9 protein-coding genes are annotated in these 14,016 nt (G+C 74.7%); 8 read left to right on the top strand and 1 reads right to left on the bottom strand.

Features of this window, described 5'->3' with window-relative positions; genetic code table 11:
• On the top strand, positions 1–1,005 hold the full coding sequence (locus ACFYWL_RS25740; RefSeq protein ID WP_386977483.1) for a glycosyltransferase family 2 protein: 1,005 nt from the start codon (positions 1–3) through the stop codon (positions 1,003–1,005).
• Positions 1,002–3,332: a hypothetical protein gene (locus ACFYWL_RS25735; protein ID WP_386977480.1), complete on the top strand. Its 2,331-nt coding sequence runs from the start codon at positions 1,002–1,004 to the stop codon at positions 3,330–3,332. The genes ACFYWL_RS25740 and ACFYWL_RS25735 overlap by 4 nt, the downstream gene beginning before the upstream one ends.
• 128 nt (positions 3,333–3,460) lie before the next feature.
• Here the strand turns inward: ACFYWL_RS25735 and ACFYWL_RS25730 are convergent, their stop codons facing one another.
• A complete protein-coding gene (locus ACFYWL_RS25730) occupies positions 3,461–6,178 on the bottom strand; it encodes a sugar-binding protein (RefSeq protein WP_386977477.1) in 2,718 nt (905 codons plus the stop codon).
• 504 nt (positions 6,179–6,682) lie between these two features.
• Between ACFYWL_RS25730 and ACFYWL_RS25725 the strand changes: the two genes are divergently transcribed.
• From ACFYWL_RS25725 to ACFYWL_RS25700, 6 genes are all read left to right on the top strand, one after another.
• On the top strand, positions 6,683–7,846 hold the full coding sequence (locus ACFYWL_RS25725) for an ROK family protein (protein WP_386977474.1): 1,164 nt from the start codon (positions 6,683–6,685) through the stop codon (positions 7,844–7,846).
• Positions 7,847–7,878: 32 nt separating this feature from the next.
• Positions 7,879–8,925 (top strand): extracellular solute-binding protein, encoded by a 1,047-nt coding sequence (locus ACFYWL_RS25720; RefSeq protein WP_386977471.1) that lies wholly within the window; start codon positions 7,879–7,881, stop codon positions 8,923–8,925.
• Between the two features lie 150 nt (positions 8,926–9,075).
• Positions 9,076–10,149, top strand: coding sequence for an ABC transporter ATP-binding protein (locus tag ACFYWL_RS25715; RefSeq protein ID WP_386977469.1), 1,074 nt, complete (start codon positions 9,076–9,078; stop codon positions 10,147–10,149).
• Positions 10,146–11,939 carry an ABC transporter permease gene (locus ACFYWL_RS25710; RefSeq protein ID WP_386977466.1) on the top strand — a complete coding sequence of 598 codons (1,794 nt, stop codon included), beginning with the start codon at positions 10,146–10,148 and terminating at the stop codon, positions 11,937–11,939. The genes ACFYWL_RS25715 and ACFYWL_RS25710 overlap by 4 nt, the downstream gene beginning before the upstream one ends.
• On the top strand, positions 11,927–13,000 hold the full coding sequence (locus tag ACFYWL_RS25705; RefSeq protein ID WP_386977463.1) for a creatininase family protein: 1,074 nt from the start codon (positions 11,927–11,929) through the stop codon (positions 12,998–13,000). Before ACFYWL_RS25710 ends, ACFYWL_RS25705 begins: the two co-directional genes overlap by 13 nt.
• Complete coding sequence (locus ACFYWL_RS25700; RefSeq protein ID WP_077938861.1) at positions 12,997–13,959, top strand: amidohydrolase family protein; 963 nt, start codon at positions 12,997–12,999, stop codon at positions 13,957–13,959. Before ACFYWL_RS25705 ends, ACFYWL_RS25700 begins: the two co-directional genes overlap by 4 nt.
• The last annotated feature ends 57 nt before the right edge of the window (positions 13,960–14,016 follow it).

Here is a 14,016-nt window from a genome sequence, read left to right as displayed (position 1 = left end):
GTGACGCCACCGGAGCCGGCGCTGTCGGTCGTGGTGCCGATGTTCAACGAGGAGAGCGTGCTGCCGCTGTTCGCCGCGCGGCTGCGCGCCGTCCTCGACGCCCTCGGCGAGCCGTACGAGGTGCTGGTGGTCGACGACGGCAGCACCGACGGCACCGCCGCCGGCCTGGCCGGGCTGCGGGCCCGCTGGCCGCAGGTGCGGGTGCTGCGGCTGCGCCGCAACAGCGGCCACCAGGCGGCCCTGGTCGCCGGGGTGCTGCGGGCCCGGGGCCGGTGGGTGGTCAGCCTCGACGCCGACCTCCAGGATCCGCCGGAGACCGTCGCCGAGATGCTGCGCCGGGCCCGCGCCGACGACCTCGACATCGTGTACGGGGTGCGCGCCGACCGCAGCCGCGACACCCGCTTCAAGCGGTGGACCGCCGCCGGCTACTACCGGCTGATGCGCCGGCTGGTCGGCAAGCAGGTGCCCGCCCAGGCCGGCGACTTCCGGTTGCTCAGCCGGGCGGCCGTGGAGGCCCTGCGCGAGCTGCCCGAGCGCAGCCCCGTGCTGCGGCTGGTGGTGCCCTGGCTCGGCTTCCCCAGCGGCGAGGTCACCTACCAGCGCGCGGAGCGGGCCGCCGGCCGCACGAAGTACCCGCTGTCCCGGATGGCCGGGCTGGCCGCCGAGAGCGTCACCAGCTTCTCCGCCGCGCCGCTGCGCGTGGCGACCTGGCTCGGGCTGGCCGGGGTGGCGGTGTGCGGGGTGCTGGTGGTCGTCGCCGTCGCCGCCTGGCTGGCCGGCGCCACGGTCACCGGCTGGCCCTCGCTGTACGTGGCGATCCTCTTCCTCGGCGCGGTGCAGCTGCTCTGCCTCGGCCTGCTCGGCGAGTACGTGGCCCGCATCTACACGGCCGTGCAGGGCCGCCCCGCGTATTTCGTGGCCAGCGACACCGCCGAGCCGGGCGCGGCCGACGCCGGCGGTCCGGCGGCCGGCGGCGCGGCCGAGCTGGCCGACAGCCTCCGGTGACCGCGCTCGCCACCGGCGGTGCCGACCCGACCGGCCCCCGCCGCGACGCGACCGCCGACCGCTCACCCGGCGGCCGGGCCGGGGCGGCCGGGCCGACCCGGCGCAGCGCCGCCCTGCGGTACGCCCCGGCCGCCGCCGGCTACGCCGTCGTCGTCGCCGCGCTGCTGGCCACCGGCACCCCCGGGCCCGATGTGGCCCGCTGGACCGGGTACGCGCTGCTGGCCGTGCTGCTGCCGGGCACGCTGGTGTTCCGCGCGCTGCGCCGCCGCCCGCACACCCTCGTCGAGGACGTGGCGTTCGGCGCGGCCGTCGGCCTGGTGCTGGAGCTGGCCGGGTGGGCGGCGTTCACCGCCGCCGGCCTGCCCCACCTGCTGTGGCTGTGGCCCCTGGCGGTGCTCGTGCCGTTCGCCGTCGTGCCCCGGCTGCGCCGGCACTGGCGGGCCACCGGCCACAGCCCGGTGCCGACGGGCTGGGCCTGGGCCCTCGCCGGGGTGGTCGCCGGCTTCACCGGCTACCTCTACGAGTCGTTCCTGCGGGTCAACCCGGTGCTGCCCACCGACGAGGGGCAGGCGCAATACATCGACCTCGCGTTCCAGCTCTCCCTGGCCGGGGCGGCCACCCACCAGGTGCCGCCGGACGTGCCGCAGGTCGCCGGGGAGCCCCTGCACTACCACTGGTTCGGCTTCGCCCACTTCGCGGCGGCCAGCCTGGTCAGCGGCGTGGACCTGCCGACGGTGTTCTTCCGGCTGGGCGTGCCGACGCTCTGCGCGCTCGCGGCCGTGCTGGCGGCGGTGGTCGGCTGGCGGGTCACCGGCCGGCCGTACGCGGGGGTGGCCGCCGCCGCGCTGATGTTCACCGCCGGCGAGTTCGGCTACGAGAACGGGATCCGCCAGCTCTTCGGCACCCAGGCCACGTTCATCGTGTGGGGCAGCCCGTCGATGACGTACAGCTGGGTGTTGCTCCTGCCGCTGGTGGCGGCGCTCGGCGAGCTGGTCGGGCGGGCCCGGGGCTCGACGGCGCCGGCGCTGGGACGCGGCGCGTGGGTGCTCGCGGCGCTGTTCCTGGCCGCCTCGACCGGGGCGAAGGCCAGCTCGGTGCCGGTGGTGCTGGCGGCGCTGGCGTTCACCGCGGCGGTGTCGCTGGCGTTCCGGCGCACCCTGCCCCGCGCGGTGCTGGCGGCGGCCGGGCTGGCGCTGGCCGCGCAGCTGTTCGCCACCGCCGTGCTGTTCGCGTTCGAGAGCCACGGGGTGACCGTCGACCCGTTCTCGGGGCTGCGGCCGTACGTCGGGACGGGCCGCCCGGCGGGGACGACCGCGCTGCTGTGGGCGGCGGTGTTCGTCGCGTTCCTGCTCAACCTCCAGCTCCGGCTGGCCGGGGCGGTGGCGCTGCTGCGGCTGCGCCGGTGGCGGCTGGAGCCGGTGCAGGTGTTCCTGCTCGGCGGCGCGCTCGCCGGCCCGGCGATCTACCTGCTGGTGGGGCACCCGGGCAGCAGCAACCAGTACTTCACCCGGGCCGGGTTCGCGTTCGGGGTGATCCTGTCGGCGTGGGGCTGGGCCGAGCTTGTCGACTCCGCCGCGCTGGGCGCGCGGGGCCGGGCGCTGCTCGGCGCGGGCGCGGCCGGGCTCGCCGTGCTGCTCACCGCCGTCCAGCTCTGGCGTCCGGCGGCGTCGCCGTCGACCCCGGCGTACGCGCCGGTGCTGCCGCTGCTGACCTGGGCGGCGGCGCTGGCGGCGGTGGCGCTGCTGGTCGGGCTGTGCTGGCCGGCGCTGGTCGGGCGCTGGCCGGGGCTGGCCGGCCGGGGCGGGGCGGTGCTGCTCACGGCCGCCCTGGTCGCCGGCGCGCCGGGGCTGGTGCTGGACGCCGCCGCCGCGCGCCGGTTCCCCAACGGCGGGGCGTACCCGGTGGAGCGGATGCCGGCGTCCCGGGTGGCGGCGGCCCGCTACGTGCAGGAGCACAGCGCACCCGGCGACGTGGTGGCCACCAACGCGCACTGCCGGGCGGTGGTCAACGGCTGGTGCGACGCCCGGTCGTTCTGGGTCAGCGCCTACACGGAGCGCTCGGTGCTGGTGGAGGGGTGGGCGTTCGCGCCCCGCATGGTGGGCCTGCCCGGCGGCCCGTACGCCCCGTTCTGGGACGCCGAGCGGCTGCGCGCCAACGACGCCGCGTTCACCGCCCCCACGGCGCAGGGGCTGGCCGACCTGCGCGACACGTACGGCGTGCGCTGGCTGGTCGTGGACCGGCGGGTCGCGCCGGAGTCCCCGGCCCTGGCCACGCTCGCCGACCTGCGCTACACGAACGCCCGGACGGCCGTCTACCGCCTCCGCTGAGGCGCACGGTGAGGCGCAAGGAAGGGCCCCCTGTTAACGCTTTCTGTTGCACAGGGGGCCCTTCCTAACACAGCGCTGGCGAGCGCGTCAGCACGCAGCGCTGGCGCGCGTCAGCGTCAGCGTCGGAGTCAGCGCAGCGGGAGGCTGCGGGCCAGCGCCGCGCCCTGCGACTCGTACGCGGCCAGCAGGGCGGTCGGCCGGCCCGAGGCGACCGGCACGACGACGGTCACCGACCGGTTCGCCTTCAGCTCGACCGTCCGGTCACCGAGGGCGGCGGAGCCGTCCCAGGCGTACAGGTAGGCCGTGCCGGAGCGGTCGGCGCGGAGGGTGACCTTCACCCCGCCGGGGACCCGGCGCTGGTCGGTCAGCCGCAGCGCCTTCTCGGGCAGCCCCGCCACGGCGGCCGGGGCCACCCCGTCGACCGCCGACTGGGCGATGGTCTGCGGGCTGTGCACGCTGCGGGCGGCGGTGTCCGGGAAGACCGGGGCGCTGGGCTGCCGCGCCGCCGGGGTGTAGCCGGGCAGGGTCGCCAGGCCGTAGCGGTACGGGTCGGCCCGCACCCCGGTGAACGTGGACCAGCCCAGCCGGGACTGGGAGCTGAGGTCCTGGGTGTCCGAGTCGTAGACCAGGACGTTGAAGCCCATCCGGTCCGGGTCCACCGCGTCGGGCAGCACCGCGAACGGGATGCTGGCCTCGATGGTGTAGCCGGCGTACGGGCTGGTCACCTTGCTGACGACGGTCATGCCCGGCGCGGTCGTCGCCCCCGGGCCCTGCCGGTTGTCGGCGTCGCGCTGCCAGCACGGCGGGTCGCCGTTGGCCGGGTCGTCGGTGACGGGGAAGATGCCGGCCTTGAACACCGTGGAGGTGTCGGTCGAGTTCCCCTTCGGGTCGACGATGATCTCGACGCTGTCGGTGCGCCGCTGCCGCTTGCAGTCCTGCGGCACGACCTTGCGGCCGAGCACGTCGTCGGTGACCTGCACGTACACCTTCAGGGCGTCGGCGGTCCAGGCGATGCGGCCCTTCGCCGAGGCGTCCTGCGGCGTGGTGGCCTGCCCCTCCCAGATGCGGGAGAAGTCCAGCTCCTCGCCGGGGTACTCGCCGGGCGAGGCCACCCCGTCGACGGCGTGGCCGGCGCCGGCCCGCGGCACCTCGGTGGTCGGCACGATCTCCAGCGCGCCGGTCTCGACGGTGCTGCCGGCGGCGCTGGTGGTGGTGATGGTGATGCCGTAGTCGCCGTCCGTGCCGCCGGCGTTGGCGGTGGGCAGGGTGGCGTCGGTGTTGGTGACGGTGAAGGTGACCGCCCCGGTCGCGCCGGGGGCCAGGCCGGTGTAGCTCTTGGTCGCCGCGTCGGCGGCGAAGCCGGCGGGCAGGCCGAGGGTGACGGTGCCGCTGCGGGTGGCCTTGCCGTGGTTGCGCAGGTCGACGCGGACCGACCGGCTCTTGCCGGAGCCGATGGTGAGCACCGGCTTGATCAGCGTGTCGAGCTGCGGGTAGCCGCCCTCGCCGGCCCACTCGCGGAACAGCCCCACCTCGGGCAGCGGCTCCAGGGTGCCGCGCACGTCGGCGACGACCCGTACGGCCCGGTCGGTGCGCCCGACGCCCTGGCGGGTGGTCAGGGTCGCGCCGACGAGCTGCTGCTGGTTGGTGTCGGCGTCGGCGGGGACGGTGACGGTGAACGTCGCGGTCCGCTCCTTGCCCGCCGGTACGTTGCCGCGCAGCGCGCCGGAGCCCTTGGCGGTCCAGCCCTGCGGCAGCCGCAGGTCAATCCGCGGCGCGGCCAGTGCCCGGTCCCGGGGCGCTCGCACGTGCGCGGTGACCTTGACGGTCTCGCCGGGGGCGAGGTCGAACCGGTCGGTGGTGAGGTACAGCTCGGTGCCCCGGGGCAGCCCGCCGGCCGCGTTCGGCAGCACGGAGCCGCGCAGGATCGCCTCGGGGGAGGTGTCCGTCGGGTCGTACGGGACGCGGCTGTCGACCAGGGTGTAGAAGTCGCAGCGCATCTTCGTCGGGTCGGTGGGGGCGGCGGCGGTGCCGGCCCAGCCCTGGGTGACGTACTCCCGGCGGGCGTCGACCTCGATCTCGGCCCACGTCTTGCCGGTGGCGCTCGGCGTGCCCTCCCAGACCCCGAAGACCTGGTCGGTGGGGACGGTCGGCACGAAGCTGGCCGCGCAGTCGGGCCCGGCGGCCGACGTGCCGGTGCCGCCCGTACGCAGGAACTTCGCGGCCCGGAACGGCTTGAGCCCCTCCTTGCGGAGCTGCTCGGGGAACGCGGCCGGGTCGGCGGCGGCGTGGAACGCCTCGGCGGCGAACCGGGCGGCCTGCTGGTGGTTGCCGTGGTTGCCCGGGGTCGGCGAGGGGTTCATGGTCATGACGATCTCGGGCCGGGTCTGCCGGATCACCCGGACGATCTGGGCGAGCGTGTCGTCGTGGCCCCAGATCCGCTCGGACAGCGGCGCGGACGCCGTGTACCAGAAGTCGACCCGGTCGAGGTTGTAGAGGTTCTCCACGCCGGCCCGGCCGATCGCGGTGCGCTCCTCGCGTTCGCGGATGATGCCGAGCGGGGGGCCCTCTTCGAGGCCGACGGCGTTGCCGCCGCCCTCGCCGCGGGTGATGGTGACGACGCCGGCCTTGGCGCCGTGCTTCTCCTTCCACTGTCCGAGGGTGGCGAGGCTGCCGGCCTCGTCGTCGGGGTGGGCGCTGACGAAGAGGACGTCGAGGTCGACGGTGTCGCCCGCCCGGCCGCCGTGGCGGTCGGCGGCTGCGTCGGCGGGGGAGGCGAGGGCGGCGGCGGGCACCCCGGACAGGGCCAGGGCGAGCGCCGTGGGTAGCAGGAACGCCTTGATGCGCATGCGGATCCTTCCGGAACTGTCCCGGGTCCGGGCAGCGGCCATCGCCGTCGGACGCGCGGCGTCGACGCGGGGTCGCTGATCGGGCGGCGGGACGGTGGGGCGGAGGCGGCGGCCACCGGCGGTGCCGGGCCGCCGCGTGGGTAGCGGCAGGAAACATCGCGGTACGGCGGCGGCGGGGATGCCGTCACCGGGGGTACGGCAGCGGCGCGGACTCCGTCACCGGGTACACCGGCGACGCGGGTGTCCGTACACACTGGAAGGCCTTCGCCCGGTGACGCTAGGGACCGGCGCGGCGGCCCGTCAATGCTTTGCAAGGTCTTTCTTCCTTTGCGGAAGAAATTAATCCAGGCCGGTCCACCTCTCTCGGGTGCCGGTTCCGCCGCGCGCCCTTGATCCGACATCGGTGCCGAAGCGGGGCGTTATCCCTGTTCGCGAGGGTGTCTCGGATGGGTCGAGACGTTTTCGTTACTTGACTCGATAGTTCGTTCGCCGTAGGAAGGAAGTGTGACTGACGTGGTGACGCCACCAACGAGCCCGGTGAGCCGGGAGCGGTCGAAGGAGATCAAGCGGTTGTCCGTGATCTCCACCGCCCGCCAGGTGCGGGTGCTCTCCCGCGCCGAGCTGACCGAGCTCACCGGCCTGAGCCCCGCCACGCTCACCCCCCTCGTGCGCGAGCTGATCGCCGAGGGCTACCTCATCGAGCGGGGGCCGGGGGCGTCCCGCGCCGGCCGCCCCCGGGCGATGCTGGAGTTCAACCCGCGCGCCGAGCTGGTCGCCGCCGTCTCCCTGGAGCCGTCCCGGCTGAGCTGCGAGATCGCCGACAGCGACGGCACGGTCGTCGCCCACCGCACCGTCCGCCTCGCCGGCGACATCGTCGACACCGTCTGCCGGTCGGTGCCCGAGCTGGCCGGCGACGGCCTGCCGGCGCTGCGCGGGGTCGCCATCGCCGCGCCCGGCGTCTCCTCCGGCGGGGCCGTCCGGCTCGCCCCCTCGGTCGGCCTCGTGGAGGGGCGGCCGATAGGGGAGGCGGTGCAGCGGCACCTCGGCGTGCCGGTGGTGGTGGACAACGACGTCAACCTCATGGCGGCCGGCGAGCACGCGGCCGGCGCCGGCAGCGACGTCGCCGACCTGCTGCTGCTGCACGTCGCCGACGGCATCGGCGCGGGGCTGGTGCTCGACGGCCAGGTCCGCCGGGGCGCGGGCGGGGCGGCCGGCGAGGTCGGCTTCCTGCCGCTGGACCCGGCCGACCGGGGCCACGACGGGGTCGGCCCGTTCGAGGCCCGCTGGTCGGAGAACGCCGTCGCCGAGCGGGTGGTGGCCCTGGCCCCCGGCCGGCGGCCCGACGCCCCCGTGGCCGCCCTGGTCGAGCTGGCGCGCGCCGACGGGCGCGCCGCCGCGTACCTCGACGAGCTGCTGACCGCGTGGTCCCGGCTGATCGTCTCCTGCGTCTGCGTCATCGACCCCGGCCGGGTGCTGCTCAGCGGTGCCGCCGCCCAGCTCGACGACCCGGCCGTCGACCGGCTCCAGGCCCTGGTCGCCGCCGCCGCGCCGAGCACCACCGAGGTACGCCGGGCCGTGCTCGGCGACCGGGCCGTGCTGCACGGCGCGGTCAGCTACGCCCTCTCCGCGGCGGCCACCGGGCTGCCCACCCTGCTTCCCACCCCCTAGCTCCGCCCAACCCGAACCCCTCGGAGGTACCCATGAGACGTCGCCTTCTCCTCGCCGGTGCGCTGGCCACAGTCCTCGCCGCAGGCACGGCCTGCGGCGGCGGTGGCGACGACGCGTCCGGCGACGCGAGCGCCGAGAAGCTCACCATCTACACGGCCCGCGACAAGAAGGTCTCCACGTTCGTGGTGGACCAGTTCACCGCCAAGTACCCCGAGTACAAGGGCAAGGTGGAGATCCTCAACCTGGGCGCGCAGGAGATCCTGGAGCGGGTCCGGGCCGAGAAGGCCAACCCGCAGGCCGACGTCTGGTGGGGCGGCACCCAGCAGGGGCTCTCCGCGGGCGCGTCCGAGGACCTGCTGACCAGCTGGCAGCCGGCGTTCGCCGCCAAGATGGACGCGAAGTACAAGGACGCCGAGGGCCGCTGGTTCGGGGAGATCCTGCTGCCCGAGGTCATCATGTACAACAACAAGGCGCTCACCCCGGAGCAGGCCCCGAAGGACTGGGACGACCTGCTGAAGCCGGAGTGGAAGGACAAGATCGTCATCCGTGACGTTGCCGCGTCCGGCACCATGCGGTCGATCTACGCGTCGATGATCATGCGACAGTCCCCGGACGGCAGCAACCCGCAGCCCGGCTACGACTGGCTGAAGAAGCTGGACGCCAACACCGGCTCGTACGCGGCCAACCCCGCCGACCTCTACCTCAAGCTCTCCCGCCAGCAGGGCGTGCTCAGCGCCTGGAACCTCCAGGACGTCCTGCTCCAGGCCAACCAGTCGAACATGCCGTTCGGCTACGTGATGCCGGCCTCCGGCGCACCGGTGCTCGTCGACGGGATCGCCGCGGTCAAGGGCGGCAACACCACCGGCGCGCAGAAGTTCATGGAGTTCCTCTTCGACGACGCGCTGCGCGCCAACCTGGCCAAGGACTACTACCAGATCCCGGCCGTGGAGATCGCCGAGAAGCCGCAGTGGCTGGCCGAGCTCAACCTCAAGCCGCTGGACGTCGACTGGGACGTGATCGGCAAGAACGAGACCGAGTGGATCAACCACTGGAACAGCCAGATCAAGAACAAGGGCTGACCACGGCGGCACCGGGGCGGGCGCGGCGCGCCCTGGGCCCCGCCCAGCGGGGGTGAGAAGGGGACCCTTCTCTACCCCAGGCGTTAACAAGGGGCCCTTCCTTGCACCGCGACCGCCCCGGAACCACCAGCCCATACAGGAGAGGACGCCATGATCGATGTCACGCTGGAGTCGGTGAGCAAGCGCTTCGCGCGCGGCGGCGACACCGCCGCCGTGGCCGACGTCGACATCACCATCGCCGCCGGGGAGTTCTTCACCCTGCTCGGCCCGAGCGGCTGCGGCAAGACCACCACCCTGCGCATGGTGGCCGGGTTCTACTTCCCCACCTCCGGCCGGATCCGGTTCGGCACGGAGGACGTCACCCGGCGTCCGCCGAACAAGCGCGACACCGGCATGGTGTTCCAGAACTACGCGCTCTTCCCGCACCTGTCCGTCGCGCAGAACGTCGCGTACGGGCTGAAGATCCGCAAGGTCGGCCGCGCCGAGTCGAGGCGGCGCGTCGAGGAGGCCCTCGGCCAGGTGCACCTCGCCGGCTACGGCGCGCGGCGCATCGACGAGCTCTCCGGCGGCCAGCAGCAGCGGGTCGCCCTGGCCCGCGCCCTGGTGATCCGGCCGAAGACGCTGCTGCTCGACGAGCCGCTGTCCAACCTCGACGCCAAGCTGCGCGAGGAGACCCGCACGGAGATCCGCCGCATCCAGCAGGAGGCCGGCACCACCGGCATCTACGTCACCCACGACCAGGCCGAGGCGATGGCCATGTCGGACCGGATCGCGGTCATGCAGGCGGGCCGGGTGCAGCAGATCGGCGCGCCGCAGGAGATCTACCACCGCCCGGCGACCAGCTTCGTGGCCCGGTTCATCGGGCGCAGCAACGTGCTCACCCTGCCCGTGCAGGGGGCCACGGAGCGGACCGTGACGGTGGGGCTGCCCGGCGGCGGCGAGATCGACGTGCCGGCACCGGCCGACCACGGGCTGCGCCAGGGCGAGACCGCCCAGGTGTCGGTGCGCCCCGAGCACATCGGCCTCACCTCGACCACCGAGCCGGGCGCGCTGCCCGGCCGCGTCGCCGAGCTGGAGTTCACCGGGATGGCCACCAACCTGGTGGTCGACACCGCCGGGGAGCGGATGCAGGTGGCCGCCGTCGACGTGCCGGCCGGCATCGCCGTCGGCGACCAGATCGGGCTGCGGCTCAACCGGGACCGGATGTGGGTGGTGCGTCCGTGACCACCATTCCCGCCACCCCGAGCCCGGCCACCGTCGCCCCGGTCACCACGCAGCCGTCGCCGCCGCCGGGCCCGCGCCGCCGGCTGGCCGACCGGTTCGCCGGGGGCACCGGCTCCCGCTGGTTCCCGTACGTGCTGGTCTTCCCGCTCGCGCTGGTCCTCTTCGGGTACGTCGTGCAGCCCATGTTCGCCACCTTCGCCGAGAGCGTCGGCGTGGACGGGGTGGAGAACTACGGCAGCTTCCTCACCGGCGACGGGGTGGCCCGGTCGTCGCTGGTCACCTCGCTGATCATCTCGGCGGCCAGCGTGCTGCTCTGCGGGATCGTCGGCGTGGCGATGGCGTTCCTGCTCAAGCGCTTCTCGTTTCCCGGCCGCCGGCTGATCGAGGCGATCATCCTGGTGCCGGCGGCCCTGCCGCCGCTGATCGGGGCGATCTCGTTCCAGCTCCTCTACAGCGAGACCGGCATCCTGCCGCGCGGCCTGCAACAGTTGTTCGGCGCGGAGAACCCGGTGCTGCCGTTCAGCGGCATCGCCGGGGTGCTGGTGGTGCACACGTTCACCATGTACCCGTACTTCTACCTGTCCGCCTCCGCCGCGCTGGGCGGGATGGACCCGTCGGTGGAGGAGGCGGCGTACAACCTGGGCGCCGGCCGGGTCCGGGTGTGGCGCACGGTGCTGCTGCCGATGCTCACCCCGGCGCTGGTGTCGGCGTCGCTGCTGGTGTTCATGACGTCGCTGGCGTCGTACACCGCCCCGCTGCTGTTCGGGGTGGACCAGACGATGACCATGCAGATCTACATCAACCGCACCAACGGCGACCTGCCGATGGCGTCGACGTACGCCTCCGTGCTCGGCGTGGTCTCGGTGCTGTTCCTGCTCGGCATGCGCTGGTACGAGGGGCGCCGCAGCTACCGCTCCCAGTCCAAGGGGATCGCCGCCCACCGGCGGGAGATCACCAACCCGTTCGGCCGGTGGCTCGCCCTGGCCGCGTCCCTGCTGGCCACGGCCGTGCTGCTCGCGCCGGTGGCGACGATCGCCCTGGTGGCGTTCTCCCGGGACGGCTCGTGGACCACCGAGGTGATCCCGGCGCGGTACACGACGCAGAACTTCGTCACGATCTTCGCGGAGCCGAGGGCGTTCCAGCCGATCCTCAACTCGCTCAAGATGAGCCTCATCGCCACCGTCGCCTGCGTCGTGGTCGGCGTGCTCATCGCGTACGCGGTGCGCCGGCTGGACTTCCGCGGCCGGGGCCTGCTCGACGTGGCGGTCATGCTGGCCTGGGCGCTGCCCGGCACGGTGGTGGCGATCAACCTGATCTCGGCGTTCAGCACCGGCAACGCGTTCAGCTTCGGGCAGGTGCTCATCGGCACCTTCTGGATCATGCCGCTGGCGTACTTCGTGCGGTTCCTGCCGCTGGTGTTCCGCTCCAGCTCGGCCGCCCTGGCGCAGCTCGACCCGTCGCTGGAGGAGGCCGCCCGCAACCTCGGGGCGTCCTGGTGGCGGGCGTTCGGCACGGTCACCCTGCGGCTGATGCTGCCGGGCGTGCTGGCCGGCGCGCTGCTCGCCTTCGTGCACGGGGTCGGCGAGTTCGTCGCCTCGGTGCTCATCTACACCTCGGAGACCGCGCCCATCTCCGTGGAGATCAACAACCGGATGTACTCGTTCGAGGTCGGCACCGCCGCCGCGTACGGCATGCTCCAGGTGGTCTTGATCTTCGTGGTGATGGTGGTGTCCGGCCGCCTGGAGGGCGGCCGGCGCTCGACCCGGGAGGCGGCGCGATGGACGGCGTGACGACACCGGCCGGCGACCACGTGGCCGCCTGGCTCGCCCACGGCGGGCTGGTCCCGGTCGCCCGGGTCCCCGGCGGGGAGCTGGCGGCGGTCGCCACCGCGGCGGACTTCGCGGTGCTGCCGGTCGGCGCGGTCGAGTGGCACGGCCCGCACCTGCCCCTGGGCACCGACCTGATCCTCGCCGAGGGCTTCGCCGCCGAGAGCGCGACGCGGGCGGCCGGCGAGGGCCGGGTGCGGGCGGCCGGCGAGGGCCGGGCGCGGTCGGCCGAGGGCGCGGCGCAGGCCCCCCGGGACGCCTCGGCGGCCCCCGCAGACGGCGCGGCCTCGTCCGGCGGCGGGACCCCGGACGAGGCCGCGCCCCCGGCGGCGGGCCCGCGCGGGGTGCTCTTCCCCGCCGTCGCGTACGCCGCCTGCCCCGGCCAGACCCGGCCGTGGCCCGGCACCGTGGCGATCCGGCCGGAGATCGCCGTCGGCTACCTCGCCGACGTGATCGAGGGCATCGTGGCGGCCGGCTTCCCCCGGCTGCTGATCGTCAACGGGCACGACGCCAACATGTCGACCGTCCGGGCCGCCATGGAGTGGGTCTCCGGCCGGCGCACCGCGAGCCTGCTGCTGGTCAACTGGTTCCAGCTCGTCACCCCCGCCGAGACCACCGAGCTGTACGGGCCGCAGGTCTCCCGCGGCCACGGCGGCGCGTACGAGACGTCCGGGGTGCTCGGGTTCGACCCCGGCGCGGTCCGCCTCGGCGCGGTCGACGACATCCCGCCGAAGCCGAAGCTGCCGGTGACCCACCCGTACGTGCTGGTGGAGTCCCGGCCCGACCCGTGGCAGGGCTGGTCCGGGCACGTCTCGCTGGCCGACGAGCCCGCCGGCCGGCGCGTGCGCGAGCTGGCCGGGGCGCGGCTGCGGGAGGTCGTCGCCGCCTGGGTGGCCGCCGCCCCGCCCGCCCCGCCCACCGCCGACCCGCTGCCCGGCGTCGGCCCGTTGCCCTGGGCCGACCCGCTGTCCGGCGTCGAGCTGCCCGGCGTCGGTGCGCTGCCCGCCGAGGGGGAGCCGTCGTGACCGTCGACCGGGGACTCGACATCGTCGACTTCCACCTGCACTTCCGCATCGCCGCCGACCCGACGATCCAGGCGTGCGAGCACGCCGCCGGGATGCACCCCGGCGGGGAGCACGAGCGGGCCGTCCGCGCCGCCGGCTCCGCCCCGTACGCGGCGAAGTGGCGGCGGGCGTGGGCCTTCGCCGACCCGGAGCCCCCGGCCCAGCGCTGGGAGGACGAGGCGGACCGGTGGGCCGAGGAGCTGCGCCGGGTGAACGTGCGGCGGGCCGTGTTCGTCACCGGCGGCGGCAACGACACCGTCGCCGACGTCGTCGACCGCCACCCCGACCTGCTGCTCGGCCTCGCCCACCACGACCCCTACTCTCCGGGGGCCGCCGCCGAGCTGGAACGCGCCGTCACCGAGCGGGGCCTGCGCGGGCTGAAGCTGTTCGCCCCGCTGCTGCGCGGCCCCCTCGACCACGCCGACCTCGACCCGCTGTGGGCCACCGCCCAGCGCCTCGGCGTGCCCGTGCTGATCCACATCGGGCACTACGGCAGCGCGGGCGGGCTGAGCTTCGGCCGGCACGGCGGCCCCGACGAGCTGGCCCGGATGGCCCGGCGCTTCCCCGAGCTGGCCGTGGTGGTGCCGCACTTCGGCGTCCAGCACGTGCAGGACCTCCTCTTCGCCGCCTGGGGCTGCCCGAACATCCACGTCGACACGTCCGGCTCCAACCAGTGGGTGCGCTGGATGCCCTACAAGCTGACGCTGGAGGACCTGTTCCGGCGCTGCTACGAGACCATCGGCCCGCACCGCATCGTCTACGGCAGCGACTCGTCGTGGTTCCCGCGCGGCTACGTCACCCGCTACCTCGACGACCAGCTCCGCGTCTGCCACGAGCTGGGCCTGCCCGACGACCACCTGCGGGCGATCTTCGCCGGCAACGCCGAGCGCCTGCTCGGCCTGGACACCACGACCGGCTGACGTCCCGGGCGCGGCGAGCGGCGTCGCGCCCGGCCCACGTCGTGCCCGGCACCGGAA

Origin of the sequence: Micromonospora sp. NPDC002575 (assembly GCF_042889525.1) — a bacterium.
Lineage (GTDB): Bacteria > Actinomycetota > Actinomycetes > Mycobacteriales > Micromonosporaceae > Micromonospora > Micromonospora carbonacea.
Note: the sequence above shows the minus strand (reverse complement) of the source record. Positions and strands in the feature narration are given on the sequence as shown.